The sequence below is a fragment of the Streptomyces sp. CBMA156 genome (assembly GCF_014596515.1).
In the GTDB taxonomy this organism is placed as follows: domain Bacteria; phylum Actinomycetota; class Actinomycetes; order Streptomycetales; family Streptomycetaceae; genus Kitasatospora.
Genome location: NZ_MSJQ01000220.1, coordinates 1 through 25,856, shown reverse-complemented (window position 1 = coordinate 25,856; position 25,856 = coordinate 1). Strand labels below are relative to the sequence as shown.

Here is a 25,856-nt window from a genome sequence, read left to right as displayed (position 1 = left end):
TGAGCCCGGCTGGACGCGCTGCGCAACCGTGCGGGCACGGAGGGGAGTTGAGTACGGGAGCGGATTGCGGACCGGGGCGCGGGCGGGCCAGGGTGTGGGCGAAAACGCGTGAGACCCGAGAGGACCGGTTGGTGAAGGCTTTCCTGCACAACGTGCTGAAGAGCGTCCTGTACCTCGTCGGCATGCCGGTGTTCCGGGCCGTCGAGGGTGTGCGGTCGCTGTCGGCGCAGCGCTGGCCCACCGAGCGGCGCCGGCTCGCGCTGGTCCGCTCGCCGAGGGCGCGGGCGGCCCGGGCCGCGGAGCGGGAGCGGATCCGGGGGCTGGTCGGGGCGCTGGGGGCGGTGGAGGGGGTCGAGCACGTGGTGACCCAGGTCCTGGACCAGTCCGTGCGCCCGACCTTCCACGGCCCGGACCACCCCAGGAACACGCTGCTGGTCTGCGAGATCCACGCCCGCGCCTACTTCGTCGTCCGGGAGGACATCGTCGACGTGCTGCCCCGGATCGCGGCGGCGGGCGTGGCCGAGTGGCGGGCCGACGGCCAGGGGCCGGACCCGCACGGGAGCCTGGAGCACGCGCTGCGCTGGCTCCGCGACGGCGGTATCGACGCGAACGGCCGGCGGATGGACTCCCCCTGCCTGGCCGGCCCGGGCGCGCGGCTGACCTGGGAGCGGCCCGGCGTCCCGTGCCGGGAGCCGATCCCGGCGGGCCCGTACATCAGCCGGCTCTACGTGTTCGAGCAGGACCCGCCGGACGCGGACGCGGCGCAGCTGCTGCGCGAGGTGCGGGCGGACGGGCGGGGCACGCTCCTGGAGCTGGCCTTCGGCGCGGGCTGGGGCGGCCACTGCCGGTACCACCGGGTGGCGCGGGGCGGTTTCGCGGGGCGCGGGCGGATGTAGGGCAACGGGCGGATGTAGGGCGCGCCCGGACCGGCCGGGAAGGCCGGCCGGGCGCGCTCACCCGCTCAGCCGCGGTTCAGCACTGGGGCCGACGGCCGTGGTTGGCCCGGTGTCTGGCCCTGGCCTTCTTCTTGCGGCGGCGCTTGGACGACATGGCCCCTCCTCTCGCAGCCGGGATCGGTCCTTCCGGTCTTCCACCGTTCCACACCCGGGCGGACCCGGCCCGTCGAGCGGCCCGCGCCCCCGGGGCGCCGCCACCCCGGGGCGGCCGTCCTCAGGCGTTCTCAGGCGTTCTCGCCCGCCAGGGCGGCGCGCCAGGCCGGGCTGTCCACGTAGTGGTTGTCGAAGCGCTCCGAGGAGGCGGCGATCGCCCCGGGGTCGCTCTCGCCGCGCATGACCTGCCCCAGCAGGCGCAGGTAGTCGAAGCGCTCCATGCCGGGGGTGAACACGCACAGGACGTCGGCCTCGGAGCCGGGGGCGGCGGCGAAGGCGTGCGGGGTGTGCGGGGGCACGGCGAGGAAGTCGCCCGCGCCGAGCACGGTGACCTCCTCGCCGACCAGCACCCGCAGCGAGCCGCCGATCACGAAGAACAGTTCCCAGGCCCGGGTGTGGAAGTGCGCGGGCGCCCCGGCGGCGCCGGCGGCGAAGGTGGAGCGGTAGACGGTGAAGCCGCCCTGCTCCGGGGCCGAGTCGGCCAGCAGGGTCATGGTGGAGCTCGGGTCTGCGCAGATCTCGGCCTCGGCGCAGCGGGTCAGGACGGGGGCGGCGGTGGGGGCGGCGGGGGCGGTGTTCTTCGTCGTCGTCATGTGACCAGGCTATGGCCGGAAAGACCCATGATCATGTGGCAATCAGCGGCCGTTTTCATGGGTCAATTCTCCTCCTCGCCGGGGCTGGGACAACCGCGCCCCGGCCCCGCCCCAGCCCGTCCGGAACGCCCGGAACGCCGGCCGCACACGGCCGAGGGGCGGCCTCGTGGAGGCCGCCCCTGACGGGCCATCGGCCCACCGGAGCCCAAGGCGTCTCCGGCGGGCCGGAGTCCTAGTTCCAGGCGATGCTGGTGACGCTGTCGTTCTTCTTCGCGGGCTCCTCGAGGCTGTCGCCGGACTTCAGGGTCCGCTTGTCCTTGTCATCGATCAGGACGGCGTCACTGTCGGTGGTGTTCACCCACGACGAGATGTTCTTGGACGCGGTCGTCGAACCGTTGGTGCCCTTCATGGGCAGGTCATCGAGGTTCACCGAGTAGCCGGCGCCGATCCCGTAGGCGGGGCCCTTGTGGCCGTAGTCGCGGTAGAGGGTGAGCGTCTTTTCGGGCGCGGGCTCGCCGTCGTTGAGCTTCACGACGCCGGGGGGAAGACTGGCCATGCGCAGATCTCCTTCGGATGACTCACACCGGATGTGTGGCCTCCATCCAAACATTTGGAGCGTAGACAAACTATCGGCCGAGGGAGTGACGCCGCCCTCCGCTGCTTCGGCCCCGCCTGCCTCGTGCGCGGCGAGACGACGCGACGGCCGGCTTCGTCAGTCCGGGAGGTTCCCGTTGCCGCCCAGGTTGGCCACCATGCGGCGCAGCACGTTGACCGTGGTGACGAACTCGTCGGTGCCGATGCCTTCGTGGGCGCGTTCGTGGATCGCCAGGTTGCGTTCGCGGGCGCGCAGGCGGCCGGCTTCGCCGTCCTCGGTGAGGGTGAGGGCGCCGTCGGTGTCCTCGGTCAGCCAGCCGCGGGCGATCAGGTCGTCGTAGACGGTGTCGAAGGCGGTGCCCTGGTCGTCGTAGGGGGTGAGGCGCTCGGTGAGGGTGGTGCGGGTCCAGCCGCCGGGCTTGCCGGCAGCGTGGTTGAGCGTCCACCAGTGCGGCTGGGTGAGGCCTTCGACCGCCAGTTGCCCGCGCAGGCCTTCCACCACCAGGCGGCGGAAGAGTTCACCGGTCCAGGCTCCGATGGGCTGGGCGGCGATGATCTGCGGCTCGTACGTCTTGATCGTCATGCTTCCGTGCTCCTCGCGGCTGTTCGTCTGTCGCCTGTTCGTCGGGACGCGACCGACCGTAGGACCTGAAGTCGGCTTGAGGTCAAGGCGGTTCGGGGTCCCGGGCCCGGTGGGGTGGTCAACTGCCCTCTAGGCTGGCGCACATGAAGACCGCTTCGGCGCTCGCCGCCGCCCTCGCCCTGTCCGCGGCCACCGTCCTGACGGCCGCCGCCCCGGCCTCCGCCTCCCCCGCTTCGCCGGACCCGCTGGAGCGCTTCCGCCACCAGCAGCTGGCCTGGTCCGCCTGCCAGGAACCACAGTTGACCGGCACCGAGTGCGCGACGCTGGCCGTCCCGCTGGACTACCGCGAGCCGCAGGGCCGCACCCTGTCCCTGGCCGTCTCCCGGATCAGGGCCGCCGACCCGGCCAGGCGCCGGGGCGTCCTGCAGACCAACCCCGGCGGCCCGGGCAACCGCGGGCTGGACATGCCGGCCGCGCTGCGCGAGCGGCTGGCGCCGGAGACGGCGGCGGCGTACGACCTGGTCGGCATGGACACCCGCGGGGTGGGTGCCAGCGGCGGCCTGGACTGCGGTCTGACGCGCGGCAGTTGGCTGCGCTCGGCGGGCAGCGGCCCGGCGGGCCTCGCGGAGGGGCTGCGGCTGGCCAAGGCCGACGCGGACGCCTGCTGGAACAAGTACCCGGACCTGCTGCCCCATCTCACCACCCGCAACATCGCCCGGGACGTGGACGTGCTGCGCGCGGCGCTGGGCGAGCAGCGGACCTCCTTCTTCGGGCAGTCCTACGGTGCGCTGCTGGGCACGGTGTACGCGCAGCTGTTCCCGCAGCGGGTGGACCGGCTGGTGCTGGACAGCGCCCTCGATCCGGCCCGGTACGGCATGCGGACCTTCCAGGACATGGGCGGCGCCAACGAGCGTGCCCTGGACGGCTTCGCGGCCTGGGCCGCGCCGCGCGACGCCGGCTACCACCTGGGCGCGACCCCGGCGGCGGTGCGGGCCACCGTGGAGGGCCTGGTGCGCCGGGCCGAGGCGGCGCCGATCGCCGTCGACGGGTTCCGGCTGGACGGCGCCATGCTGCCGGTGCTGCTCGCGGTCTGCCAGAACGACGACCGTGACGGCGCCGACTACGCGGACGTGCTGCGCCAGTTGCTGGACGCCGCCGACGGCAGGCCGGTGCGGGTGAGTGCGGTCCTGCACGAGCTGCTGACCGTCGTCCTGGATTCCGGCCCGGCGGGCGGCGCGGACCTGGCGGCCGCGATCGGCATCCTGTGCGACGACGTGGCGATGCCGCGTTCGGCGCAGTGGTACCGCGAGGCCGTCGAACGTTCCCGCGCCGCCCAGCCGGTGTTCGGCCCGGTCTACAACGGTCCGACGCCGTGCGCGTTCTGGCGCGGTGTCCCGCTGGAGCCGCCGGTCGAGGTGCGCAACGCCGTCCCCGCGCTCCAGCTCCACGCCACCGGGGACACCCACGCCGTCTACCAGGGCGCGCTCGCCCTGCACTCCCGGCTGTCCGGCTCGCGCCTGGTCACCGTCCCGGGTCGGGTCCACACCGTCTACCTGGGCGGCTACAGCGCGTGTGCCGACCGGGCCGTCGACGCCTACCTGTCGACGGGCGCGCTGCCGGCCGCCGACACCACCTGCTGAGGGGCGGGTTCAGAGTGCGGTGGCGCCCGGGTAGTGGCGCCGCAGGACGGTGAGCACGCGCTCGTCGTCGGCCCTGACGTTCCAGAAGGAGCTGTCCGCCTCGGTCAGGACCACCACCAGGGTGTCCCCGCGGAACCCGCCGGCCTCGGCGTCGATCAGCTGGACTCCGGGGGTGACGAGGGACAGCAGGGTCAGGGTGTCCATGCCGTCGCCCTCGGAGCGGCGTTCCAGCTCCGCGGTGAGGTCCCACTCCTCGTCGCACTCGACCCGCCAGCGCAGCCCGAGACCGAAACTGCCGAGGCGGATGAGCAGTTCGGCCAGCGTCACGTAGTGGCGGCCCTGCCAGGCCGGGAAGGTGATCCCCTTCATCCGCGCTTCCGCCTCGACCGTGTGCCTCGACATTCGCACCCCCTCGTTCTCGGCATCACACCCTAGGCCACCGCCCGGGCGCTTGGCCGGTCGGGCGGGCTCGTGGCCTGCGCGCGCAGGAAGGTGCCGAAGGCCTCCACGGCCGGGGGCACCCGCCGGCCGCGCCTGGTGACGGTGTGCACCTGCCGCACCGGGGTGTCGTCGGGGTGCAGCGGGACGAGGGTGGCGCCGGGGTGGCCGACGCGGGCGGCCAGGGAGGGGATGAGGGTGACGCCCAGTCCTGCGGCCACCAGGCCGAGTTTGGCGGTCCAGGCGGCGACGGCGTACTCGATGCGGGGCTGGAAGCCGCTGCGGACGCAGGCGGCGAGGAGGGTGGACTCGGCGTGGCGGCGGGCGGCGATCCACGGTTCGTCGGCGAGTTCGGCCAGTCGCAGGCGGCGGCGCCCGGCGAGGCGGTGTCCGCGCGGGAGGGCGACCAGCACCGGGTCCGCCATCAGCGGGTGGAAGTCGAACCGTTCGCCGTCGTCGTCGGGTTCGGTGTAGGAGGCGACGAGGGCGAGGTCGATCGCGCCGTCGGCCAGCAGGTCCAGCAGGTGTGCCGTCAGTCCTTCGGTGAGGCTGATCGCCACCTCGGGGTGCGCGGCGCGGAAGGCGGCCAGGGCGCCGGGGACGAGGGCGGCGTTGGCGCTGTCGAAGGCGCCCACCCGTAGCCGGCCGGCGGTGAGTTCGGTGAGCGCGGCCAGGTCGCGCCGGGTGGTGCCGAGCCGTTCCAGCATCGCCTCGGCGTGCGGCAGCAGTGCGCGGCCGTGTTCGGTCAGCCGCACGCCGCGCGGCAGCCGGTCGAACAGCGGCGTTCCCAACTCCCCCTCCAGGGTGGCGATCTGCCGGGAGATCGCGGACTGGGTGAAGCCCAGCCGCTCGCCCGCGGCGGTGAAGGAGCCGAGGTGCGCGACGGTGCGGAAGACCTCCAGCCAAGCCATGTCCATTCCGCATGGATACCATGCGGGACATTCGCTTGTCGCCTGACTCCCGGATGCCTAGCGTGGCGGTCATGCAGAAGATCGCTTTTCTCGGGCTGGGCCGGATGGGCCTGCCGATGGCCCGCCGACTCGCCGCCGCCGGACACCCGTTGACCGTATGGAACCGCTCCCCAGGCCGCGCAGGCGGCCTCACCGAGGCCGCCACCCCGGCCGAGGCCGTCCGCGGCGCGGACGTCGTCGTCACCATGCTCTCCGACCCGGTGGCCGTCGCCGAGGTGGCCGGACGGTTCACCGAGCGGCTGGCGCCGGGCACCCTGTGGATCGAGATGTCCTCGATCGGCCCGCGGGCCACCGCCGGGCTGCGCGCCCGACTGCCGGACGGCGTCGCCCTGGTGGACGCCCCGGTGATCGGCAGCGTGGGCCCGGCGGCCACCGGCGAGCTGGTGGTCTTCGCGGGCGGCGAGGAGGCCGACCTGGACCGCGCCCGGCCCGTCCTGGAGCACCTGGGCCGGGTGCGGCACTGCGGCGGGCCCGGGTCGGGCGCGGCGCTGAAGGTGGTGGTGATCGGCGCGATCGTCGCGTGCGTCACCGCCCTCGGCGAAGTCCTCGCGGTGGCCGGGGAGTTGGGTGTCCCGCAGGAGCAGGCGCGGGAGGTGCTGGCGGCCGGGCCACTCGCGGGGGTGGTGGCCCGGGCGTTCAGCACGGAGTCGGACTTCCCCGTCCGCCTGGCCGCCAAGGACCTCGCCCTGGCGGGCGACGGCCCCGTCCTGTCGGCGGCCCGCGAGGTGCTGCTGGCGCACCCGTCGATCGCCGAGCAGGACCTGTCGGCGGTGCTGGGCGCCCTGCGGCGGGCGTAGGCCCTGGCGGCCGGGCCGCCCACGGGGGTGGCGGCCCGGCCGGCCCGTGGCGTCGTCGCGGACGTCGCGGACGGCACGCGCCGGGTCACCCTGACGGCCGCACCCCCGGGCACCGGGCTCCGCCGGCCCGTCAGCCGATGACCGCGTCCACCTCGACCTCCACCAGCCACCGCTCGTCGATGAAGCGCGTCACCTCCACGAAGGTGGTGACCGGCCGGATCTGCGCGAAGCGCTCGCCGTGGGCGCGCGCGGCCTCCCGCCACTGGCTCATGTCGGTGAGCATGATGCGGGTCCGTACGACGTCCGTGAGCGCGGCGCCCGCCTCCCGCAGGGCGGTCTCGGCGATGTCCAGGCACCGGATGGTCTGGGCGTGGACGTCGCCCTGCCCGACCGTCGTGCCGTCCTCCCCGATCGGCGCGGTGCCCGCGACCGCCACGTAGTTCCCCTTGCGCACGGCCCGGGAGAAGCCGATCCGCGGTTCGAGGGGTGAGCCGGAACTGACTGTCTGTCGATTGCTCTCCATCGCACCATGGTGCCGCACCGGGGGCGCCTGGGGCGGTGATCAAGTAGCGGGTCGGGTGAGGCCTTTGATCCGGACCGCCGAGGCATGCGGGCCAGGCCCACCGAGGCGGCGGCGGGATTCCCGCGTCATCACCCGCACAGACCGGAGACGGTGCGTAGGCGCTCGAATCCTCCTGGCATGGCCCCGAGGCATCCCGGCGGCCCACGACCGGCCGGTCCGCCCCCTCACCGATCCTCCAACGACGCCCCGCCCGACCGGAAGGGAAAGCACACGGCCCGGGAGAAGCCGATCCGCGGTTCGAGGGACGATCCGGAACCGACCCGCCTGTCGGAGCCCTCCATCCGACCGGGGTGCCGCACCCGGGTGTGCATGAAGTGGCGATCAGCCATCCGCCGCACCTGGCTGGACGCGCGATACCGCTACGGATCCTCGAACACGATGTCCAGGCTGTTGCTCGTGTTGCCCGCGGCGATCTCATCCTGCGCCTCGGCAGTGGAGAGCCAGACCTTTCCAGGCCCCTTGGCCAGCCCAGGGGGGCGCTTCGACGTCGCCAGGTTGCCGACATTCTTGCCTTCGGCATCCGTGATGACCGTCCTGCCGCCTTCGTCCGCGAGTATCGCCCAATGCACCGGTGCGAGATTCTCACCTTCGAAAGTGACCGGCCCCCCTTCCCGCACGTCCGGAGGGTCGACGTTGTCGATATGGGGAACCAGGTGCGGGACGTGGATCGTCACGCCTCCGGACGCGTAGGTCTCCGGAGGACAGTTCGGCCGGCTCTTGATGGCGAGCTGCACCCTGAGGCTGCTGGAGGAGGGCCCGCCGCCGACGCGGACGGTGACGTCGAGTTCGATCCGATCCCCGCTGTCGTAGACGTCGAGGCGGGCGTCCGCGCACATCAGGGTGGCGTTTCCCGGCGACCGCTCGCCCGGGAAATTCCCCGGTCGGCCTCCGTTCCGGCTGAACCCCACGACGTCTTCCTCGAACGTCAGCCCCGGACCGGCGGTGAGGACGAGGTCGGTGCTCGCGATCGACCTGCCCCGCCTGTTGACCACTTGGAACGAGGCGGTGACCACGTCACCGGGGTCGGCCGAGACGTCTACGGCCGTCACGTCCAGCCAGCCGCCGGTGCCTCCGGTCTCCACGCTGTTCACCAGCCCAGCACGGTCACCCAGGCCTCCCCGGCCGACGGATAGTTATTGACCTGGGGATCGAATGCCCATTCACACGCCACCAGGACCTCGCCCTTCTGGGCATCCTCGATGCTGGCATCCACCTTCACATGGATCCTTCCGATGTTCAGATACTGGCTGTCGGTGTAGTGCCCGGAATAACCGGACACGACGGCGACCACCCTGTTGACGCACTGCTCGAACGAAAACGTTTTCGTCAGGTACCTGATGGTCCCGTCGCCGGACTTCGGAAATTCGAAATGGAGCTGCTCGACCTGGATACCCGGCGCCACACTCACTCCGGTCACTTTTTCCCCTTCCCTGCCGCGTCCCGCCTCTTGCGCAGCTGCCGTTTGAATCCCCCTATCTTCAGAGAACACCTGCTGATCCCTCGCCGCAACCCGACGAAACGCTCCGGATGCACAATCCGGTTACATGCCGTCCGAGATTGGCGGCCACCCTGGCACGCAGGCACCCGGTAGAGGGAACTCGTAACCCGCACGGGCCACCAGAACACACCGAATCCGCGCAGAAAAGGAGAGAAAGGAACCGGACCGGCTCTCGCACACGGAGGTTTGGAAGATGACCCAGAGCATCACAAGGCCCGGCACCGGACAGGACGTGGACGCCGCACTCGTCTCCAGCGTCGAACAGGCCCTGGCCATGGAGCGCCTGCACCGGATCGCCGACCCCGAGGAGCGCCTGGCCTTCCTCGACACGACGACCCTCCTGGCCGACGGCTACAACCTCGGCATCGCGAACAACGTGCTCCTGTTCAAGCTGCTGAAGAAGAACGTCTTCGACAAGGTGGTGCTGACCGAGGAGGACGCCAAGTACACGTCGACGCCCTACGGCACGCAGGACGTGCTCGACGTGGTCACCACGTTCCTGCGGTCCAGGTTCTCAGCCGGGATCGACCCGAAGTTCGACGTGTACGCGACCGCCGGCGGCTCCAGCGCCCTGGAGTGCCTGGCGTTCGGGCTGATCCACGGCGGGGTACTGAAGCCCGGGGACCGGGTCATGCTGCCGGCGCCGTTCTGGCCCGGCTTCCTGTGGTGTTTCGAGCAGCGGCCCGGGCTGCGGTGCGTGCCCGTACACCTCGACGGGGACGACCAGTTCACATTGTCGGTCGACGCCTTGTCGAAGGCGTACGACGCCTGCTCCGAACCCAAGCCCAAGCTCCTGGTCCTGACCAATCCACACAACCCGCTCGGCGTCAACTACGAAAAGAAACTGCTGAACGACATCTGTCAGTGGGCGCTGGGCAAGCAGATGCACATCGTCTCCGACGAGATCTACTCCTACTCGCAGAGCACCGGCACGGACGGCTTCAGCAGCGTCCTGTCGACAGACGCCTACGGCACCGACCCCGACCGCATCCACCTCGTCTACGGCCTGACCAAGGACTTCGGGCTGTCCGGCTTCCGGATCGGCTTCCTGGTCTCCAAGTCGAACGACGTCCGCAAGGTCATGCAGGGCGACGAGACGCTCAAGTCGCTGACGTGGTTCGGCCCGCTCGACTCCCTCAAGAGTGCCTACGTGCGCGAGCTGTTCCTCGCCGACAAGGGCTTCCCGGGCACACTCATGAAGGAGTACGCCACGCTCCTGAAGACCGCGTTCGACACGACCGCGAAGAAGCTCTCGGACGCGAACATCCCGTACGTGGGCCAGAAGGACAAGCTCCCCCGCAACGCCGCCCAGTTCTTCCTGCTCGACCTGAGGGCGTACCTGAACAAGACGTTCCCCCCGGACCTGGTGCCGATCAACCACGAGATCGACCAGCGCGAAGCCCTCCTGGGGGCATACCTGCTGAAGGACGCGAAGGTCGCCCTCCTGCCCGGAAGCGAGATGCGCTGCCCCAAGCCCGGGTACTTCCGGCTGTGCTACACCGCCGACACCACCGACAACGTCGTGAAGGCGATCGACAGCATCGCCGCCTCGCTCAAGAAGCTCAACTGACAACGGACGAACCGGGGGTGGACGTCCGCCGCCGACGGCGGACGTCCACCCCCGCACCGCTTCCACTACATCCCCCCCGTCTCGGCGATGACCAGGATCCGCGCCGAGGCCTGGAAGTTGTAGTCGGGCCCGGCATCCCGCGGGCGCAGCAGAAACGTCACCCGGACCGCGGCGGTGTTACCGGTCAGCTTCCCCACGGAGCACTCGACGTGCTCCTTTCCGTAGGGGGCTTCGCCGGGGTTGTAGGGGCCTCTCAGGAATTCGAGAGAGAAGGCCTGGATCGCGGCTTCGGCATTCTTGACGGGATGGCTGAAGGTGGCGGTCCCATTCCATGTCAGCGGCTCCGTGCTGCGGCCGTGCTCATACGGGACCGCCTCGACGACCGTGAATTCAATCCCCATATTCCCGCCCTCCAGAACCGACGCCCGTGCCCTCAGAGAGGAGTCTGCACGACCCGGACATCCGTGATGACCGCGCCACAGTCTCCCTGGACGTCCGAAATGAATTCAATTTTGTACGATCCCTGAAATTTCGGCTTGAAAGTATAGGGACCATTCTTGGTGAAATCTCCCTCCGCATCGTCGATTACTTTTTGAACCTGCCCACCGTTCGACCCCGGCCCTTTGAGGAGGACGTAAACCCCTTCGTCACCATTGTTGTCGAGCACGTGAACAACATACCTGAAAGGCGCTTTCCCCTTGCAGGCGTCGTGCCTGTTGGTCCCCGCATACCATGTGATACTCACGTCACATTCGGTCTCCGCCGTGAACTCCTGCCCAATGCCGCCCTTCGTGTCTCCGTTCAGATCGACGGCCTGGTGTCCGCCAGTTCCGAACTTCCTGTTGTACACGTCGACGTTTCCGCCCACCGGAAGATACCAGGGGCTGATCATGTAGGACTTGTCACTGCCGATTCGCTGCAGCTCGTCACCGGCGTCGGGAATGTCGAACTGACCGTTTTTGATCAGATTTCCCATCACGTTCTCCCATCACCTCCGGCCTCCACCGACGGAAACAGTGGAGGCCGGTTTCCACGAGGTCGAAATTTCGTCACCTTGTGGTGACCGTGATCCGGACCACCCCGTGCCCAAATGTCAGCCAAAGCATCCCTTTGATGACGAGGTCCACGTCAGGGGAATATTTGAGGCATTCCGCGCCGAGGTGCACCGTGGTGGAAAGTTTCACGTTCCCACCCTTGGGAAGATCGAGATGAAAACCTTCACAGGTGAGGACGGTGTCACTGAGCGAAAGATCGCCGGCGAAAGGCCCTCCGCCACCATCGGTGGTCACGACGCCGTCTGTGAACTTCAGGTCTCCGTCGTTATCGCTACCATTCAGCTGCGCCGTGAAGACCAGCGTCACCTCACCGACGTCCTGGTCGCTGGTGTTTTTGACATCGAAAGTGATGGTGATGTCATCACCGTAATGCCCGGTGGCCGGTTCACCCGTTACGGCCAGCCTTGTCCCCACCAAGGTATCCGTCATTTCCCTCACCCTCGTCCCGTTCTCGGCGCCACTGGGGGGCCCGAAGCAAGGGGACCGGCCCAGTCGGCCAATGGTTCGTGCACTTCCAGAGCACACCACCACACCCTAGACCGCAACCCGGAGCAGAATAACTACCTAGAGTGACCAAGGCTCGGCGGGCTCACGCCCCGAGGAACTCCGGCCCGTAGTTCCCTGCCTTGTTCTTCGGGTTCACCGTCGCGTAGAGCGGGGCGGCCAGCTTCTCCAGCCCCAGCATGGCCGTCACCGCGTCACTCAGCTTCTGCTGCCCGCCCTTGCCGGGCGTCCAGGCGTCCTGGAGGAGCTGAACGGTCTGCTGGTACGCGGTGTTGAACGCCGTCAGCTGTTTCTGAAGATCGGCGCTCACCTCGTACTGCGTCGGGTCCTTCGCGTACCCGCCCTGCGGGACCTCGGCCATCGGCCAGGCGTCGGGGAAGGATACGGGCAGGTCCGTGCTGTACTCCCAGCGCCCGGTGCCCTTCTTGATGAGCTCTCCGCCCGCCACGATCTGGGCGAACTTGTAGTAGTGGGCCAGTTCGTCCGGCTCGTCGGAGATGCCCGGCAGGTTGGCCGTGCCCTCCCCCTGGGCCTTGATCTCGGTGATCGCGCGCTCGATGTCGGCGAAGCCCTGGATCTCGTAGAGCCCGAGGCCGGAGTCGTTCAGCTGGTTGTCCAGCTTCAGCACCGGGCTGTAGCGCCTCAGCTTCTGCAGGAGCTTGTCGTAGAAGGCTCCGATGGTGACGGGGGTCCCGGTCGTGAGCGGCGGCAGGGACGGGATCTCCGGGGACTCGATGACCATGTAGGTCTTCTGGACATAGTCCTTGGTCAGCCCCTGGAGATGGACGGTCAGGCCGGATTCGACCCCGGCGGGAAGACTCGTGGGGTACACCGGGGGGCTGATGACGGGCGTCCCTCCGACGGCGGTGAGCATGTTGCAGGCCAGCCCCATGTGGAGCATCTCCTCCCTGACGACGCTCCTGATCAGCTGGTACGCCTCGGAATTCTTGCCGCTGTCCTTGATGGACCACAGGCCGCAGAGGTAGGTCGGGATGGTGGCGAACTCCACTTCGATCGCCAGCTGGAGCTGCTGCTGGATCGCCTTCACCGGGTCCACCGGATCGTCGTACAGCACGGCGTCGGCGATCCGCGCCCTGAGCGACGTCCCGGCATCAGCCGTCACAGTGGTGGTACTCATCCCATCCTCCGGTGTGGTCGGTTCCTCGGCGACGGGCCCATCGGCCCGCGCGGGTATCCGTTCGATCGTCGGCCGACCGGCGACCGCCCACCAGCCCGGGCGGGCTGCCCGGGTCAACGGACCGGGCCGTTGCAGTGGTGTTCGGCGGCCGGGGTTACCCGCGTGACGGACCGCGGGCATGCGTGCGGGGCGGCCGGGACCGAGCCGGCCGCGAAGCCCCCGTGTGCGAGCGCCCCCGGCGCCGTCACCCGGACGACGGAAGGACAACCCCTTCGATGACCACGGACACCACGACGGCCGACGCGCCGGCCGACGATGTCGCCACCCGCCGGGAGGAGGCCCGCACCCGGATCCTCGACCAACTCCTGGGCCACGACGGACAGTCCCCGCTGAACCCGGAAGGCCTCCGCGTGGCCGACCCGACCTTCACCGGCCACGGCTGCCCGCTGCGCCTGGACCTGACCGACGGCGCCCGCCCCACCGGACCGAACACCCCGATCGCGTTCCGGGACACGGTCGTGGAGACCGGCACGTACGAGTGGCTGTTCCCCGACCTGACGGCGTACGCACCCAGCGACGACCTGATCGAGGAACTCGGCGCACCCGGCGGCCCGATGGACCTCAACCCCCCGACCCCGCCCAAGAAGTGCGCCGAGCTCGGCGAGAAGGTCGACGACAAGTACCTGGCGAAGCCGGTCGGTTCACCGACAGGCCCCGCCGACGCCGGCATTCCGGCGGGCTACACCTATCTCGGCCAGTTCCTCGACCACAACATCACGTTCCAGGCCGACGTGACCTTCGACAGCAACACCATCGGGGACACGACGAACTTCCGCAGCGCCAGGGTCGACCTCTCCCACGTCTACGGACTCGGTCCCAAGACCCAGTCGTTCGCGTTCTACGACAACCTCGACGTCGGCAAGTTCTGGATCGACCCGAACCGCGACTACGACGTGCCCCGCAACCCCCAGGGCGTCCCGGTCATCGCGGACCCGCGCAACGACAACACCATCATCTCGATCCAGATCCACCACGCCTTCATGCTGTTCCACAACGCCGTGGTCGACATGCTGAAGGGCTCGGTCCCGGACGTCGCCCTCTTCGACACGGCCAAGCAGCAGGTCGTCTGGCACTACCAGTGGATGATCCTCAACGACTGGCTCCCGAGGATCGTGAAGGACACGGTGTACGCGAAGGTCAAGGCGGCGGCCGAAACCCCGGGCACACCCTTCCTCCTCTTCAACCCCCCGCAGGACACGCCGGTCGCCCTGCCCCTGGAGTTCACGACCGCCGCCTACCGGCTGCACTCGCTGCCGGTCGAGGAGTACCGCCTGAACCACACCACGGCCGGCCACCTCTTCAACTTCCGTCGGCCGTTCTCCCCACTGCGCACCGAACAGGTCATCGACTGGCACCAGTTCTTCGTGATCCCGCCGGAGGCCGGCCAGTCACAGGTCGAACCCCAGTACGCGAAGAGGTTCGACCGGAAGATCATCCACGCCTTCCTCCAGATGCCGCCGCCCATCGACAGCCCCCTTACGTGGCTGGAGGACTCCACGGAGAAGGAAGGGCTCCCGGACGGAAACCCGTACAAGGACCAGCCCTACTCGCCACTGCTCTCCATCGCCATCCGGAACCTGCGCCGCGCGAACTCCTTCGTCCGCAAGGACAAAACCAAGGGGCTGCCCTCCGGGGAGGACCTCGCCAAGGAGGTGTACGCGAAGTACAACGCGGGCCATGACCCCTACACGCCGAAGGACTTCGGGCTGCCCAACGGGTTCGACCACGTGCCGCCCTGGTACTACGTCCTGGGCGAGGGCGCGCTCGAAGAGAAGTCGGACGTGGGCGGCCTCAAACTCGGCACCATGGGCAGCGCCATCGTCGGCGAGGTGATCGCCGCGCTGATCAAGGCCGACCCGGACTCGTACCTCACCTACAACAGCAAGCATTCGGCCAACCCGTGGAAGCCGACCTTCGGCGCCACGAAGGACACCTTCTACATGTCGGACCTCGTACGCATCGCCGGACTCGTCTGACGACGGGCCGGCCGGCTCGGGGCCGAACCACCCGCCCCCGGGCCCGCCGGCCCCCGGCACCGCCACCCGTAGTGCACTAGTGCACCCGCCGGACCGCCGGCCTGCGCGAACGCCCTCCGCCCACCGTCCGACCTGCCCCGCGACACCCCGCCGCACTAGTGCACCACTTTCAAATACCCCCAGAACAGGGCTTGTTGGGGCCCATGCGTACGCCGTACATTCCTCGGCATGGACCAGCACACCACCGCCACCACCGACGTCCTCGTCTCCGGCGCCGGCATCGCCGGGCCCGCCCTCGCCTACTGGCTGCGCCGCCACGGCTTCACCCCCACCGTCGTCGAACGCGCCCCCGGCCCGCGCCCCGGCGGGCAGGCCGTCGACCTGCGCGGCGCCGGACGCACCGTCATCGAACGGATGGGCCTGATGGAACGGGCCCGCGCGCTGTGCGTCGAACAGCACGGCCTGGCCCTGGTCGACCGGCGCGGCCGGGCCACCGCCCGGATACCCGTCGACCTGTTCGGCGGCGAGGGCATCGTCTCCGAGATCGAGATCCTCCGCGGCGACCTCGCCGACCTGCTGCGCGAGGCCACCGACGGCGTCGAGTACCTCTGGGACGACACCGTCACCGCGCTCGACCAGGACGCCGACGGCGTCACCGTCACCTTCGAGAACGCCCCCGCCCGGCGCTTCGCCCTGGTCGTCGGCGCCGACGGGCTGCACTCCGCCGTGCGCCGCCTCGCCTTCCCCGCCGACGGCTCCCACTACCGCCCCCTCGGCGGCTACCACGCCTGGTTCACCGTCCACGACCCCGCGCTCGCCCGGACCCTGGACGGCTGGTTCCAGATGTACAACGCCCCCGGCGGCCTGGTCGCGGCCGCCCGCCCCGGCCGGCTGCCCGGCGAGGTCAAGGCCTCCCTGGGCGTGCGCTGCGCACCCCTGCCCTACGACCGCCGCGACACCGCCGCCCAGCAGCGCCTGCTCGCCGACCGCTTCGCCGGCGCCGGCTGGGAGAGCGACCGGCTGCTCGCCGGGATGCGCACCGCCGAGGACTTCGCCTTCGACTCCTTCGGCCAGATCCACCTCGACCGCTACAGCCGCGGCCGCATCGCCCTGCTCGGCGACGCCGGCTACAGCCCCAGCCCGCTCACCGGCCTCGGCACCAGTCTCGCGCTGGTCGGCGCCTACCTGCTGGCCGGTGAACTCGCCGCCGCAGCGGGCGACTTCCGCACCGCCTTCACCCGCTACGAGGAACTGATGCGCCCCTACGTGGCCCGCGCCCAGGAGCTGCCGCCCGGCGGCCTGAACGGCTACGCCCCCGGCAGCGCCCTGACGATCCGCCTGCGCGCCGCCTCCATGCGCTGGATGGGCCGCTGGCCGCTGCGCCCCCTGATGGCCGCCCAGTTCGCCAAGGCCGGCGACATCGCCCTGCCCGACTACCCGCTGCCCGTCCGGTCCGCCTGAACACGCACCCGGGCCGGAGCGTCGGAGGGCCTGCCGCCGGACCGGCACGTAGGCTCACGGGCCATGGCATGCCGCATCAGCGAACTGGTCATCGACGCCGCCGACCCCGAGCGGCTCGCCGTGTTCTGGAGCGAGGTCCTGGGCTACGTCGAGCTCAGCCGGGAGGGCGACGGCAGCATCGAGATCGGTCCGCCCGGCACCGGCTTCGGCGGCCCGCAGCCCACCCTGGTCTTCGGCCCCACCAGCGACCCGCGGCCCGCCAAACTCCGGCTGCACATCGACGTCAACGCCACCGACCGCAACCAGGACGCCGAACTGGAACGGCTGCTCGCGCTCGGCGCCAGGCCCGTCGACATCGGCCAGAGCGGCGCCGAGAACTGGCGCGTCCTGGCCGACCCCGAGGGCAACGAGTTCTGCCTCCTGCACGCCCGCATCCGGCCCGCCTGACGGCCGGCACCCGACGCCCGGCCACGGGCTGCGGGCCACGGGCTGCTTCGTGCGCGTCAGATCGGCAGGTCCCACCCGGGGCCGTCCTCGGCACCGATCCACACCCGCTGACCTGCTGCCGCGACCGTGATCCCGAACCGCTCCTGGTGTGGCTCGTCGGCGGCCTGCCAGCGCTGCACGGCCCGTTCCACCCGGTCCCACAGGCGGACGGGACCGCGCTGGACCCCGCACGGTCGGAGAGACCGCACAGGGCATGGTGGTACCTGGGGCCTACCGGGAAGCAGCCCGAACAGCCGGGGTCAGTTCCATTCGATCCGCTGGCCCTCGGTGCTGACGGCCATCCGCAGCCGCTCGCCCGTGGGCTCACCCGCGACGCGCCATCGGGTGATCAGCTCGGCCACCGCGTCCCAGAGCCGGACCGGTCCGCCCTGGCGGACCAGCCAGCGGCCCCCGTCCTCGAACACCACGGCCCATGACCCGCCGTCCACGTCCACCAAGACGTGCTCGGTGCGTCCGTTCCGGGGCATGGCGAAGTACTGCGCCGTGGGCGCGGCGAACTGCGCCACGAACCGAGCCGCCCACCGGTCGAGTACGTCAGCGCCGATCTCCGCCGGACGGGCCTCGCCCTGGTCGAGCGCGGGCAGCATGCCGAGGGGCGGAGGCATGTGCGGGCGGGCGAGCATGAACGACACACCGCCGCCGAGTACCCAACCGGTCGCCGTCCCGTCCTCGGCGACCGTGAGCCGGACCAACTCGGAGGCGTTCATCCAGCCGCCCACGGTCACCAGGATTTCGCCGCCCGGTCGGGTCTGCGTGATCCACTCGGCCGGAACGGTCCGAACCCCGCACGTGGCGATGATCCGGTCGTACGGCGCCCCCTTGGCGTGCCCCGCGAGCCCGTCACCGGCCACCAGTTCGGGCCAGTAGTCGAGTCCGCCCAGCGCCACGGATGCCCGAGCCGACACGTCGGCGTCCACCTCGATCGACGTCACCTGATCGTCGCCAAGGACGTGCGTCAGCAGGGCAGTCGAGTATCCGGTGCCGGTGCCGACCTCCAGCACGGACATGCCGGGCCGCACCCGCAGGTCGTCGAGCATCCGGACCACCAGACCGGGCAGCGTCGAAGACGACGTGGGCACCTGCGCCAACCGGCCCTCGACCTGGCGGGGCACCACGCAGCCGGCGAGCTGAGTCACCAACGTGTCGTCCTCGTACACGCGGCCGATCAGCTCGGGTGACTCCTCCAACGACACGGGCCGGTACCACCCGTCGCCGTCGTACTCGAACCAGCCGTCCCGCAGGAACACCTCACGCGGGACAGCCAGCACCGCCGCTTCCCACTCGGCGGTACGGATCACCCCCGCTTCCTTGAGCTGTGCGGCCAGTACCGCCCGCAGTTCTTCGGACTCGTTCACCCGGCTACTCCGTTCTCCAGAAGATCCGCGATAGCGGACGTGATCGGCAGCCCCGCCGCGTGCTCCAGCCACGCCCATTGACCGTTCGGGTTGCACTCCAGGAACCACCATTCACCCTCGGCGGTCACGGCGAAGTCGAACGCCCCGAAGCGCAGGCCGAACTCACCGAGGAACCGCAGCAGAGCAGCCCGGACCGACTGGGGGCATTCCACGGGTTCGTAACTCAGGTTCTGGTACTCGCTGCGCCAGTCGAGCACCCCGGGAGGGGCGGTGATCAGCGCGCAGAACACCTGTTTCCCGACGACCACGGCGCGCACGTCGCCGGACTTCGGCACCTGCGCCTGAAACAGATGAGCGCAGTTGCCCACCGCGTCAGTGATCTCCCCCGGCTCGACCGGGGCCGCCCAAATACCGGCGGGCTCGCCGTCCACGTGGTAGGCCCCAGCGTGCAAGGGCTTGTAGATCGCGGGTTGCGCAGTGGCGAACAGCTTTGCTCCGGCGGGGCTGTTGGTGATCAGCGTTGCCGGAACCGGCAGTCCGAGCCCAGAGGCGACGGCGAGTTGAGCGGGCTTGTACTCGGCACGGGCGATGGCCTGCGGGTGGCTCAGGTAGAGGCACCCCGGAAGCGCGCCGAGTACGCCGTTGAGCCCCCGGCGGTTCTCCTGCGCGGCGAACCGGCCGGCCTGGTGGTCACTCTCCGGCGTGTACGGATTCGGCCGCCGATGGTAGAGCGCGCGGACGCCGGAGAGATCGGCAGTGCGCCTGCCCACCGTGAGACTCCCCGACCATCCGTCAGCCGTGATCGAAGCGGCCAGCGTGGCGCGGGTCGGGAAGTCGCATCCGGGATCGAACCGGAGGACGGGCACCCGGCGCCGGTTCAACTCCGCTATGACCAGATCGGCGGTCGGGTCCTCGGCTTCGGTGGAAACCAGCACCGGGCGTCCGTCCATGGTGTTACCCCCTAGTCCTTCGTCGCGTCGTGGCCGGAGTCGCCGTCCACCTTGCCGTCCTTGCCCACCTGGGTGGGCGGGTAGGTGTTCACCGAGGTGCCGTGCTTGCCCAGTTCGGCGGGGGTCATGGTGCCGTCCTCGCCGAACCACAGACCGGTCTGCGTCGCGGGGTCCAGCCCCGCGTACTGCCACTGCGACGGCTCACCGTTGCGCAGCGGCACCATACGTCCCATGCCCCACGGGGCAACGGGAACGAGTTCGGAAACGGTGCTCAACTCTCCTCCTACATCTCGGTGTTACTCGGATCTGCGAAGGACCCGCCTGCCCGCTCCAGCCTGTTGCCGGACGGGAACAGGCAATGTGGGGTTGTACGCCGCCCTGGACGGAACCAGGGCGGCCAGGCCGAGGGCGACGACGACCGCCAGGGCGCCGGTCACGGCTGCTTCGTGCCGCATCGCAATCCCTCCGATCACTGCCGGACGTCGTGTGAGGCACCAGTTCAGAGCCAAAGGCCCCGCGCGAACAGAGCAGGGATGACGCACTCTTGTGGCATCCATGTCTCATAGCCTCCGCATCGTGTGCTCTGACCTGCTAGAACGGTTGATCAGAGACAGGGAGGCGGCATGACAGCTCGGCGCGGGGCCTTTGTTGAGAGGCGAAAGGCTCTTGGGTTCACTCAGGAATCCTTGGCCCAGAGTGCGGGCGTTGACCGTTCTACTGTGGCGAGATGGGAAAGCGGAAAAGTTGACCCGCAGGAGTGGCAGCGCCCTACCCTTGCCAAGGTTCTGCGGGTGACGCTGACCGATCTTGACGCACTTCTGTACGGGCCGGGAAGCAAGAGCAGGAGCACTCGCAAGCCGTGCAGGTTCCCGCCATGTCGCCTGTCTACGACGATGAAATCGAGGCATTGGAGCTTGCGCGCAGGGTATCGGCCAGCGACATCGGAAGAGATACGCTTGAACGCCTCGAACTGACTTTCCACGATCTGGCCGTCAAGTACCCGACCGCAGCCCCGCAGGATCTATTGGACCAGGTGCGAAAATACTCGTCGTACGTGACCGGTCTGATGGATGCGAAGAAAACCCTTGAAGAACATCGGAAACTACTGGTCATAGGAGGATGGTTTTCACTTCTCGGCGCCACTCTGCATATTGATCTGGACCAGCAGGATGCCGCAACGGCAAGGCTGCGGACGGCAATGACCCTGGCGCAGCACGCCGGGCATTCAGAAATTCAGGCATGGTGCTTTGAGACCGATGCATGGCGAGTGCTGACCGATGGTCACTACTCCCGCGCCGCGGAACTCAGCGCCACAGCGCAGCAGCTGGCGCCCGCTGGGAGTTCCGTCGAAATTCAGTCCCTCGCCCAGCAGGGGCGAGCATTCGCACGACTTGGATATTCGAATGAAACATATTCGGCAATAGATCGAGTGCAAGTTCTTTCTTCCGCACTCGGCACGCCAGATCGGCCAGAACATCATTTCCAGTACGACCCCGCGAAATCTATTGCATACGCCGCAACCACTCTGGCGTGGCTCGGAGATCCGGCGGCAGAAACCTATGCAAGAGAGGTCATCTCGCGTCTTTCTCCGTCGAATGACCCGACTGAATGGCCTCGCCGGGTGGCTTCGGCGAATATTGACCTCGCGCTTTCCCTGGTGACTACCAACCGCCTTGATGAGGCATGTCATGCGGCACAGCGCGCAATGCTCTCGGGCCGAGTCGCCCCGTCGAACCACTGGCGCGCTCTGGAAGTGGTAAAGGCCGTGGAAATTGGCAAGATTTCCGACGCGCGCGACCTTCGGGAAGTCTATGAAGAAATGAGGCTCCAGATAGGGCCTGCCGACTGATCGGAAAAATGGCGAATGACCCCACTCCGAACCCTGGTGGGACATCGGAGTGGGGCCGTTACGGTCCGCCGAAATGGCTTGATGAGCCATGCGAGACCTTGCGGTTTGCGCGTGCCCGGTTGGCGAGGGCGTACATGTGGCCCATGGACCGAATCGCGCGGTCGAAGCGCCAGGAAAACGGCCGGCACCCGACGCCCGGCCACGGGGCTGCGTGCTGCGGGGCTACTTCGTGCGCGGCTGGTTGAAGCGCAGCATGTTGCCCGACGGGTCGCGGAAGGCGCAGTCGCGCACCCCGTAGGGCTGGTCCATCGGCTCCTGGAGGACCTCAGCACCGGCCGCGCGCAGCCGCTCGAAGGTGGAGTCGCAGTCGTCGGTACGGAAGATCACGCCGCGCAGCAGGCCCTTGGCGAGGAGTTCGGCGGCGGCCCGGCGGTCGGCCTCGGAGGCGTGCGGGTCGGCCAGCGGGGGCTCCAGGACGATCTCGACGCCGGGCTGGTCGGGCGAACCGACGGTCACCCAGCGCATGCCCTCGAAGCCGACGTCGTTGCGCACCTCGAAGCCGAGGACGTCGCGGTAGAAGGCGAGCGCCCGGTCGTGGTCGTCGACGGCGATGAAGCACTGCGCGAGTTCGATGCTCATGGCCGTCACGCTACGGGAGCACCGGGGCCACCGGCACCCTCCGTCCCCTTGGCCTCCTTGGCCTCCGTGCGCCGCGCCGGGCGGGTGCGGATCTTGGCGATGCAGGCCGGGATCGCCGCGCCCTCCTCGTGGTCGCGGGCCCGGTAGGTGCTCGGGCTCTCCCCCACCAGCTCGGTGAACCGGGTGCTGAAGGAGCCCAGCGAGGTACAGCCCACCGCCATGCACACCTCGGTCACGCTCAGGTCCCCGCGGCGCAGCAGTGCCTTGGCGCGCTCGATCCGGCGGGTCATGAGGTAGCTGTACGGAGTCTCGCCGTAGGCGGTGCGGAAGCTGCGCGAGAAGTGGCCGGAGGACATCAGCGCGGTGCGGGCCAGCGCGGGGACGTCCAGCGGCTGGTCGTACTCGCGGTCCATCCGGTCCCTGGCCCGGCGCAGCCGCACGAGGTCGTCGAGCGGCAGCCGGGAGGACGGGGCGGAGGAGGGAGAGGGAGAGGACGAGGGCGGCACACCGGCCACCGTACCCAGTGCCTCCGACAGTCGCCGTCCCCCGCCCGGCGCAGCCCGCTCGCGTCCGCCCCGCCGGGCCGACCACCCTGGAGGGACGGCCGGACGGCGGAGAGGGCGACGGGTTGGACCGCGACGATCAGCAGCCCGATTCCCCGCGTGCGCCCGGCAACGGGGCGGTGGCCCTCGGTGTGCTGGCCGCGACCGCCGCCGTGCTGCTCGTCCAGGCGGCCAGCGGTACCAGCTCCCGGCTGGCGCTGCTGCTGGTGTTCCTGCCCGCGCTGCTGGCGGGTCTGGGCACCGTCGCCCAGACGGTGGCCGTCTCCGCGTGGGTGACCGCCGTGGTGGCGGTCCACTCGGTGCTGTTCCCGCCCGGTGACCTGACGGCCCGCCTCGGCACCCTGCTGGGCGTGATCGCCGCCGAGGGCGCGGTGATCGGTCTGTGCGCGCGGCGGGTGCGCCGGGAGCGGCAGCTGTCCCGGATGCGGCAGAGCGCCGTCGCCCTCCAGCGCCAGCTGCTGCGCCCGCTGCCGGTGACCACCTCCGACGTGCGTCTGGACGGGCTGTACCGGCCGGTGGAGCAGGACGCGCTGGTCGGCGGTGACCTGTACGACATCGCCGCCACCCCGCACGGCACCCGGGTGCTGGTCGGTGACGTCCAGGGCAAGGGCCTGCCCGCGATCGGGACGGGCTTCGCGGTGCTGAGCGCCTTCCGGGAGGCGGCGTTCCGCGAGGCGCGGCTGCCCGCCGTCGCCGACGCGCTGGAGGCGGCGGTGGAGCGGCACAACGCGTACGCGGTGCAGAGCGGCGAGCAGGAGCGTTTCGTCACCGCCACCGTGCTGGACGTCCGCAGCGGGGACGGGGGCGGTGTCGAGGTGCGGGCCGTCAACTGCGGGCACCTCGCCCCCTATCTGCTGCGCCCCGGCGGCCGGGTGGAGTCCGTCGTGCTGGACGCCGGGGTCCCGCTGGGCCTCGCCTCGCTGGCCGGCGGCGTGCGGCGCCCGGTACGGCGCTTCGCGCTGCCCGGGGACGGGGTGCTGGTGCTGCTGACCGACGGGGTCACCGAGGCGCAGGACGCCTCGGGGGCGTTCTACCCGGTCGAGCGGGGTCTGGCGGAGCTGGCCGGCGTTCCCGCCGACGCCCTGCCCGAGGCCCTGGACCGGCGGGCGCGCCTGTGGAGCGGGGGCCGCAGCCGCGACGACGTCACCGTCCTCGCCCTGCGCCGGGCACCGTAGACGGCAGGCGCCGGGCACCGTAGGGGGGTCTCGGCCGCCCGTCCGCCCTGTGACCCCCGGCTGCGGGCTCGACCTGCGGCGATCTAGGGTGCTGGCATGATCCCCACACCGATATCCGCTTCCGAGCCCGACTCGGAGTCCGACGCTGCGTCCGGCCTGACGGACGGCCCGACGGACGACTTCCTGACCGACCCCGCCCAGGCGCTGCGGGTGATGATGGAGGGCAACGCCCGGTTCGTCTCGGGCAACCCCGAGCACCCCAACCAGGACGCCGGGCGCCGCACGGCGCTCGCCCCGGCGCAGCGGCCCTTCGCGGTGCTGTTCGGCTGTTCGGACTCCCGGCTGGCCGCCGAGATCATCTTCGACCAGGGCCTCGGCGACCTGTTCGTGGTGCGCACCGCCGGGCACGTCACCGGGGCGGAGGCGCTGGGCAGCATCGAGTACGGGGTGAGCGTGCTGGACTGCCCGCTGGTGGTGGTGCTGGGGCACGACTCGTGCGGTGCGGTGGCGGCGGCGCTGGACTCCCTGGAGCAGGGGCGGATGCCGAGCGGTTTCGTCCGGGACGTGGTGGAGCGGGTGACCCCGAGCGTGCTGTCCGCGAAGGCGGCGGGCATCGAGGACCGGGACGCGATCGTGGACGTGCACATCCGCCAGACCGTGGACCTGCTGGTGGAGCGCTCGCAGGCGCTGGCCGCCCGGGTCGCCGAGGGGAAGGTGGCCGTGGTGGGGCTGTCCTACCGGCTGCTCGACGGCCGGGCGCGGCTGGTCTCGGCCCACGGTCCGGTGGGCTGACAGCGGGTTCTCCCGTCCGTCCTCGGGGAGCGGCTGCCCTTCCCGAGGACGGCGGGTGCGGTACGGGAGGTGCGGCGCTCAGGGCGCGATGGTCTCCCCGCAGGAGTCGCACACCCGTGTCGCGGGCAGCTGGAGGAAGCAGGTCGGACAGATCGCCGGCGGCCGCGGCACGGCGGTGGCGGCGGCCTTGCGCTCGACCGTGGCGCGCAGGCGCGGGGCGAGGGCGGGTGTGCCGCCGTCGGCGGGCAGGTCGGCGCCGAAGTGCCGGTAGCAGGCCAGGCGGGCGGCGGCGGCGTGCTGCTCGCGGTCCATCTCCTCGGCCACCGGCGGCTGTCCGGCGACCGCCAGCACCTCCTGGTAGCCCGGGCCGACCCTGCCGTCCGTGGCGTGCACCACCAGGGCCGTCAGCGGCGGGTCGCCGCGCCGGTGTGCCTCGCGGATCACCAGGGCCAGCACCTTGCCGATCCAGTGCCGCTGGTTGACCCGGGTGCGTACCCCGGAGGCCTCCTGGACCGCCTCGGCCAGGTCCGGGTAGCTGATCACCGCGTGGTAGTGGCGTGCCACCGCCACCAGTGCGGGGTAGGCCGCCCTGGTCCACACGATGTGCGCCTGGGCGGCGCTGACCGCCGCGCCGTCCGACGCCCGCCAGTAGCTGTGCTGCTGCTCAGTCATCCGCCCGCCCCTTGTCCGTCTTGTCCGTGTCTGTCCTCCGCAGGCCCCCACCGGGAGCGAGGCTACCCCGGGCGTGGACGGCACCTTCGGGCGGGGGTTCGGCTCGGGCAGGGCTTGACTTCAAGTGCTGTTGAAGTCGTGGAATGGGTGCCGACCGCAGCCGTACGGGCATCCGCGGTCGATGCCCCGCCCGTACGGCACCCGTACCGGGGCCGGGGCCGCCGCCTTCCTGATCGTGCCGACGGCGGCCCCGGCTCCGGGGCACCCTCACCACTGGCCGGGCACCAGGCGTTTGCGGCCGCGCGCGTACACGCCGTAGCGCTCGCCCACCGCCCGCAGCAGGGCCCGCTCCTCCACCCGGATCCGGCGCACCGCACCCGCAGGTCCCGCGCACCTCAACGGTACGAGCGGGTGCGCCACGGCGGGCAGCGGTCACGCCCTCCGGGGCGGATGTGAGCCAGAACGCGGTTGCGGCTCAACGGCTCAACGGCTCAACGGCTCAACGGCTCAACGGCTCAACGGCTCAACGGCTCAACAGTGATCATCGGGTGGAAGTGGGCGATCTCGGGCGGCTCGCCGACGGGCGTGCCGTCGGCCTCGATCCACGCGTGGGCGCGGAACGGGGCGGTCCGCACGCCCGTGCGCCAGGTCGGCCAGGAGCCCCGGGTGCGGCACAACAGCGCTGCGGCGATGGAGCGTTGGAGGCAGCCCTGGCCGGCGCAGCGCATGCTGAGCGCGACCACGGCCTGCCGGGCGGCCAGCGCCTCGGCGTGGCCGGCGGGCC

The 25,856-nt window shown here is 70.4% G+C and carries 31 protein-coding genes; 11 read left to right on the top strand and 20 right to left on the bottom strand.

Translation table 11 applies throughout. The annotated features are described in order from the left end of the window. Nucleotides 1–131: 131 nt before the first annotated feature. Nucleotides 132–896, top strand: a complete 765-nt coding sequence (locus BU198_RS18430) for a hypothetical protein (protein ID WP_188297953.1) — start codon at nucleotides 132–134, stop codon at nucleotides 894–896. Nucleotides 897–1,180: 284 nt separating this feature from the next. Here the strand turns inward: BU198_RS18430 and BU198_RS18425 are convergent, their stop codons facing one another. The 3 genes from BU198_RS18425 to BU198_RS18415 all read right to left on the bottom strand — a co-directional run bounded on the left by BU198_RS18425 (nucleotide 1,181) and on the right by BU198_RS18415 (nucleotide 2,879). Further along, the gene (locus BU198_RS18425) at nucleotides 1,181–1,702 is read right to left on the bottom strand and encodes a cupin domain-containing protein (protein ID WP_188297952.1); all 522 of its coding nucleotides are present in this window, start codon (nucleotides 1,700–1,702) and stop codon (nucleotides 1,181–1,183) included. Between the two features lie 232 nt (nucleotides 1,703–1,934). Then, nucleotides 1,935–2,258, bottom strand: a complete 324-nt coding sequence (locus BU198_RS18420; protein ID WP_188297951.1) for a hypothetical protein — start codon at nucleotides 2,256–2,258, stop codon at nucleotides 1,935–1,937. 156 nt (nucleotides 2,259–2,414) lie between these two features. Next, nucleotides 2,415–2,879, bottom strand: a complete 465-nt coding sequence (locus BU198_RS18415; protein WP_188297950.1) for a MarR family transcriptional regulator — start codon at nucleotides 2,877–2,879, stop codon at nucleotides 2,415–2,417. 143 nt (nucleotides 2,880–3,022) lie between these two features. Here BU198_RS18415 and BU198_RS18410 point away from each other — a divergent pair, with 143 nt between their 5' ends. Continuing rightward, a complete protein-coding gene (locus tag BU198_RS18410; protein WP_188297949.1) occupies nucleotides 3,023–4,519 on the top strand; it encodes an alpha/beta hydrolase in 1,497 nt (498 codons plus the stop codon). Between the two features lie 9 nt (nucleotides 4,520–4,528). Here the strand turns inward: BU198_RS18410 and BU198_RS18405 are convergent, their stop codons facing one another. Further along, on the bottom strand, nucleotides 4,529–4,921 hold the full coding sequence (locus BU198_RS18405) for a hypothetical protein (RefSeq protein ID WP_223244588.1): 393 nt from the start codon (nucleotides 4,919–4,921) through the stop codon (nucleotides 4,529–4,531). 29 nt (nucleotides 4,922–4,950) lie between these two features. After that, complete coding sequence (locus BU198_RS18400; protein ID WP_188297948.1) at nucleotides 4,951–5,874, bottom strand: LysR family transcriptional regulator; 924 nt, start codon at nucleotides 5,872–5,874, stop codon at nucleotides 4,951–4,953. Between the two features lie 65 nt (nucleotides 5,875–5,939). Between BU198_RS18400 and BU198_RS18395 the strand changes: the two genes are divergently transcribed. Continuing rightward, nucleotides 5,940–6,725: an NAD(P)-dependent oxidoreductase gene (locus tag BU198_RS18395; protein WP_188297947.1), complete on the top strand. Its 786-nt coding sequence runs from the start codon at nucleotides 5,940–5,942 to the stop codon at nucleotides 6,723–6,725. Between the two features lie 130 nt (nucleotides 6,726–6,855). Here BU198_RS18395 and BU198_RS18390 read toward each other — a convergent pair whose 3' ends face one another. The 3 genes from BU198_RS18390 to BU198_RS18380 all read right to left on the bottom strand — a co-directional run bounded on the left by BU198_RS18390 (nucleotide 6,856) and on the right by BU198_RS18380 (nucleotide 8,797). Then, on the bottom strand, nucleotides 6,856–7,248 hold the full coding sequence (locus BU198_RS18390; RefSeq protein WP_188297946.1) for a RidA family protein: 393 nt from the start codon (nucleotides 7,246–7,248) through the stop codon (nucleotides 6,856–6,858). 419 nt (nucleotides 7,249–7,667) lie between these two features. Then, on the bottom strand, nucleotides 7,668–8,399 hold the full coding sequence (locus BU198_RS18385; RefSeq protein WP_188297945.1) for a hypothetical protein: 732 nt from the start codon (nucleotides 8,397–8,399) through the stop codon (nucleotides 7,668–7,670). Next, nucleotides 8,396–8,797, bottom strand: coding sequence for a hypothetical protein (locus BU198_RS18380; protein ID WP_188297944.1), 402 nt, complete (start codon nucleotides 8,795–8,797; stop codon nucleotides 8,396–8,398). Before BU198_RS18380 ends, BU198_RS18385 begins: the two co-directional genes overlap by 4 nt. 202 nt (nucleotides 8,798–8,999) lie before the next feature. Between BU198_RS18380 and BU198_RS18375 the strand changes: the two genes are divergently transcribed. After that, entirely contained in the window at nucleotides 9,000–10,376 is a 1,377-nt protein-coding gene (locus tag BU198_RS18375; protein WP_188297943.1) for an aminotransferase class I/II-fold pyridoxal phosphate-dependent enzyme, read from the top strand. 65 nt (nucleotides 10,377–10,441) lie between these two features. On the opposite strand, the gene BU198_RS18370 is transcribed toward BU198_RS18375, so the two are convergent. The 4 genes from BU198_RS18370 to BU198_RS18355 form a co-directional block, all read right to left on the bottom strand. After that, the gene (locus tag BU198_RS18370; RefSeq protein ID WP_188297942.1) at nucleotides 10,442–10,777 is read right to left on the bottom strand and encodes a hypothetical protein; all 336 of its coding nucleotides are present in this window, start codon (nucleotides 10,775–10,777) and stop codon (nucleotides 10,442–10,444) included. Nucleotides 10,778–10,809: 32 nt separating this feature from the next. Then, nucleotides 10,810–11,352 (bottom strand): hypothetical protein, encoded by a 543-nt coding sequence (locus BU198_RS18365; protein WP_188297941.1) that lies wholly within the window; start codon nucleotides 11,350–11,352, stop codon nucleotides 10,810–10,812. A 73-nt stretch (nucleotides 11,353–11,425) separates the two neighbouring features. After that, the gene (locus tag BU198_RS18360; protein WP_188297940.1) at nucleotides 11,426–11,860 is read right to left on the bottom strand and encodes a hypothetical protein; all 435 of its coding nucleotides are present in this window, start codon (nucleotides 11,858–11,860) and stop codon (nucleotides 11,426–11,428) included. A gap of 160 nt (nucleotides 11,861–12,020) precedes the next feature. Beyond that, on the bottom strand, nucleotides 12,021–13,073 hold the full coding sequence (locus BU198_RS18355; RefSeq protein WP_188297939.1) for a ferritin-like domain-containing protein: 1,053 nt from the start codon (nucleotides 13,071–13,073) through the stop codon (nucleotides 12,021–12,023). Between the two features lie 275 nt (nucleotides 13,074–13,348). On the opposite strand from BU198_RS18355, the gene BU198_RS18350 reads away from it, so the two are divergent. The 3 genes from BU198_RS18350 (at nucleotide 13,349) to BU198_RS18340 (ending at nucleotide 17,017) form a co-directional block, all read left to right on the top strand. After that, on the top strand, nucleotides 13,349–15,109 hold the full coding sequence (locus tag BU198_RS18350; RefSeq protein WP_188297938.1) for a peroxidase family protein: 1,761 nt from the start codon (nucleotides 13,349–13,351) through the stop codon (nucleotides 15,107–15,109). A gap of 228 nt (nucleotides 15,110–15,337) precedes the next feature. Beyond that, nucleotides 15,338–16,570, top strand: coding sequence for an FAD-dependent monooxygenase (locus tag BU198_RS18345; RefSeq protein ID WP_188297937.1), 1,233 nt, complete (start codon nucleotides 15,338–15,340; stop codon nucleotides 16,568–16,570). Between the two features lie 63 nt (nucleotides 16,571–16,633). Beyond that, nucleotides 16,634–17,017: a VOC family protein gene (locus BU198_RS18340; RefSeq protein WP_188297936.1), complete on the top strand. Its 384-nt coding sequence runs from the start codon at nucleotides 16,634–16,636 to the stop codon at nucleotides 17,015–17,017. 56 nt (nucleotides 17,018–17,073) lie between these two features. On the opposite strand, the gene BU198_RS18335 is transcribed toward BU198_RS18340, so the two are convergent. The 4 genes from BU198_RS18335 to tgmA all read right to left on the bottom strand — a co-directional run bounded on the left by BU198_RS18335 (nucleotide 17,074) and on the right by tgmA (nucleotide 19,657). Further along, nucleotides 17,074–17,196 (bottom strand): hypothetical protein, encoded by a 123-nt coding sequence (locus BU198_RS18335; RefSeq protein ID WP_411293206.1) that lies wholly within the window; start codon nucleotides 17,194–17,196, stop codon nucleotides 17,074–17,076. A gap of 120 nt (nucleotides 17,197–17,316) precedes the next feature. Next, complete coding sequence (tgmC, locus tag BU198_RS18330) at nucleotides 17,317–18,432, bottom strand: ATP-grasp peptide maturase system methyltransferase (RefSeq protein WP_317620184.1); 1,116 nt, start codon at nucleotides 18,430–18,432, stop codon at nucleotides 17,317–17,319. Beyond that, entirely contained in the window at nucleotides 18,429–19,382 is a 954-nt protein-coding gene (tgmB, locus tag BU198_RS18325) for an ATP-grasp ribosomal peptide maturase (RefSeq protein ID WP_188297934.1), read from the bottom strand. The genes tgmC and tgmB overlap by 4 nt, the downstream gene beginning before the upstream one ends. An 11-nt stretch (nucleotides 19,383–19,393) precedes the next feature. Beyond that, nucleotides 19,394–19,657 carry a putative ATP-grasp-modified RiPP gene (tgmA, locus tag BU198_RS18320; protein ID WP_223244587.1) on the bottom strand — a complete coding sequence of 88 codons (264 nt, stop codon included), beginning with the start codon at nucleotides 19,655–19,657 and terminating at the stop codon, nucleotides 19,394–19,396. Between the two features lie 348 nt (nucleotides 19,658–20,005). Between tgmA and BU198_RS42245 the strand changes: the two genes are divergently transcribed. Both BU198_RS42245 and BU198_RS18315 read left to right on the top strand, forming a co-directional pair. Beyond that, the gene (locus tag BU198_RS42245) at nucleotides 20,006–20,356 is read left to right on the top strand and encodes a helix-turn-helix transcriptional regulator (protein ID WP_223244586.1); all 351 of its coding nucleotides are present in this window, start codon (nucleotides 20,006–20,008) and stop codon (nucleotides 20,354–20,356) included. After that, nucleotides 20,242–21,231 (top strand): transcriptional regulator, encoded by a 990-nt coding sequence (locus tag BU198_RS18315; RefSeq protein WP_223244594.1) that lies wholly within the window; start codon nucleotides 20,242–20,244, stop codon nucleotides 21,229–21,231. The genes BU198_RS42245 and BU198_RS18315 overlap by 115 nt, the downstream gene beginning before the upstream one ends. 222 nt (nucleotides 21,232–21,453) lie before the next feature. Here the strand turns inward: BU198_RS18315 and BU198_RS18310 are convergent, their stop codons facing one another. Further along, nucleotides 21,454–21,870, bottom strand: coding sequence for a VOC family protein (locus tag BU198_RS18310; protein ID WP_188297933.1), 417 nt, complete (start codon nucleotides 21,868–21,870; stop codon nucleotides 21,454–21,456). 5 nt (nucleotides 21,871–21,875) lie between these two features. Further along, nucleotides 21,876–22,328 carry a helix-turn-helix transcriptional regulator gene (locus tag BU198_RS18305; protein ID WP_223244591.1) on the bottom strand — a complete coding sequence of 151 codons (453 nt, stop codon included), beginning with the start codon at nucleotides 22,326–22,328 and terminating at the stop codon, nucleotides 21,876–21,878. Between the two features lie 170 nt (nucleotides 22,329–22,498). On the opposite strand from BU198_RS18305, the gene BU198_RS18300 reads away from it, so the two are divergent. Beyond that, nucleotides 22,499–23,608: a PP2C family protein-serine/threonine phosphatase gene (locus BU198_RS18300; RefSeq protein WP_223244585.1), complete on the top strand. Its 1,110-nt coding sequence runs from the start codon at nucleotides 22,499–22,501 to the stop codon at nucleotides 23,606–23,608. 213 nt (nucleotides 23,609–23,821) lie between these two features. Continuing rightward, complete coding sequence (locus BU198_RS18295; protein WP_223244590.1) at nucleotides 23,822–24,400, top strand: carbonic anhydrase; 579 nt, start codon at nucleotides 23,822–23,824, stop codon at nucleotides 24,398–24,400. Between the two features lie 78 nt (nucleotides 24,401–24,478). Here BU198_RS18295 and BU198_RS18290 read toward each other — a convergent pair whose 3' ends face one another. Together BU198_RS18290 and BU198_RS18285 are read right to left on the bottom strand one after the other, a co-directional pair. Beyond that, entirely contained in the window at nucleotides 24,479–25,072 is a 594-nt protein-coding gene (locus BU198_RS18290; RefSeq protein ID WP_223244584.1) for a hypothetical protein, read from the bottom strand. Between the two features lie 515 nt (nucleotides 25,073–25,587). Continuing rightward, a partial coding sequence (locus BU198_RS18285) for a lasso peptide biosynthesis B2 protein (protein WP_188297931.1) occupies nucleotides 25,588–25,856 on the bottom strand: 269 nt, incomplete at its 5' end.

What these genes read in the sequence shown, in the direction of transcription:
- BU198_RS18370 (WP_188297942.1), bottom strand. Translation starts at nt 10,777, where the DNA reads ATGGGGATTGAATTCACGGTCGTCGAGGCGGTCCCGTATGAGCACGGC.
- BU198_RS18420 (WP_188297951.1), bottom strand. Translation starts at nt 2,258, where the DNA reads ATGGCCAGTCTTCCCCCCGGCGTCGTGAAGCTCAACGACGGCGAGCCC.
- BU198_RS18405 (WP_223244588.1), bottom strand. Translation starts at nt 4,921, where the DNA reads ATGTCGAGGCACACGGTCGAGGCGGAAGCGCGGATGAAGGGGATCACC.
- BU198_RS18355 (WP_188297939.1), bottom strand. Translation starts at nt 13,073, where the DNA reads ATGAGTACCACCACTGTGACGGCTGATGCCGGGACGTCGCTCAGGGCG.
- BU198_RS18295 (WP_223244590.1), top strand. Translation starts at nt 23,822, where the DNA reads ATGATGGAGGGCAACGCCCGGTTCGTCTCGGGCAACCCCGAGCACCCC.
- BU198_RS18290 (WP_223244584.1), bottom strand. Translation starts at nt 25,072, where the DNA reads ATGACTGAGCAGCAGCACAGCTACTGGCGGGCGTCGGACGGCGCGGCG.
- BU198_RS18360 (WP_188297940.1), bottom strand. Translation starts at nt 11,860, where the DNA reads ATGACGGATACCTTGGTGGGGACAAGGCTGGCCGTAACGGGTGAACCG.
- tgmB (WP_188297934.1), bottom strand. Translation starts at nt 19,382, where the DNA reads ATGGACGGACGCCCGGTGCTGGTTTCCACCGAAGCCGAGGACCCGACC.
- BU198_RS18340 (WP_188297936.1), top strand. Translation starts at nt 16,634, where the DNA reads ATGGCATGCCGCATCAGCGAACTGGTCATCGACGCCGCCGACCCCGAG.
- BU198_RS18400 (WP_188297948.1), bottom strand. Translation starts at nt 5,874, where the DNA reads ATGGACATGGCTTGGCTGGAGGTCTTCCGCACCGTCGCGCACCTCGGC.
- BU198_RS18365 (WP_188297941.1), bottom strand. Translation starts at nt 11,352, where the DNA reads ATGGGAAATCTGATCAAAAACGGTCAGTTCGACATTCCCGACGCCGGT.
- BU198_RS18390 (WP_188297946.1), bottom strand. Translation starts at nt 7,248, where the DNA reads ATGGAGAGCAATCGACAGACAGTCAGTTCCGGCTCACCCCTCGAACCG.
- BU198_RS42245 (WP_223244586.1), top strand. Translation starts at nt 20,006, where the DNA reads ATGACAGCTCGGCGCGGGGCCTTTGTTGAGAGGCGAAAGGCTCTTGGG.
- BU198_RS18310 (WP_188297933.1), bottom strand. Translation starts at nt 21,870, where the DNA reads ATGAGCATCGAACTCGCGCAGTGCTTCATCGCCGTCGACGACCACGAC.
- BU198_RS18350 (WP_188297938.1), top strand. Translation starts at nt 13,349, where the DNA reads ATGACCACGGACACCACGACGGCCGACGCGCCGGCCGACGATGTCGCC.
- BU198_RS18395 (WP_188297947.1), top strand. Translation starts at nt 5,940, where the DNA reads ATGCAGAAGATCGCTTTTCTCGGGCTGGGCCGGATGGGCCTGCCGATG.
- BU198_RS18345 (WP_188297937.1), top strand. Translation starts at nt 15,338, where the DNA reads ATGGACCAGCACACCACCGCCACCACCGACGTCCTCGTCTCCGGCGCC.
- BU198_RS18425 (WP_188297952.1), bottom strand. Translation starts at nt 1,702, where the DNA reads ATGACGACGACGAAGAACACCGCCCCCGCCGCCCCCACCGCCGCCCCC.
- BU198_RS18410 (WP_188297949.1), top strand. Translation starts at nt 3,023, where the DNA reads ATGAAGACCGCTTCGGCGCTCGCCGCCGCCCTCGCCCTGTCCGCGGCC.
- BU198_RS18415 (WP_188297950.1), bottom strand. Translation starts at nt 2,879, where the DNA reads ATGACGATCAAGACGTACGAGCCGCAGATCATCGCCGCCCAGCCCATC.
- BU198_RS18375 (WP_188297943.1), top strand. Translation starts at nt 9,000, where the DNA reads ATGACCCAGAGCATCACAAGGCCCGGCACCGGACAGGACGTGGACGCC.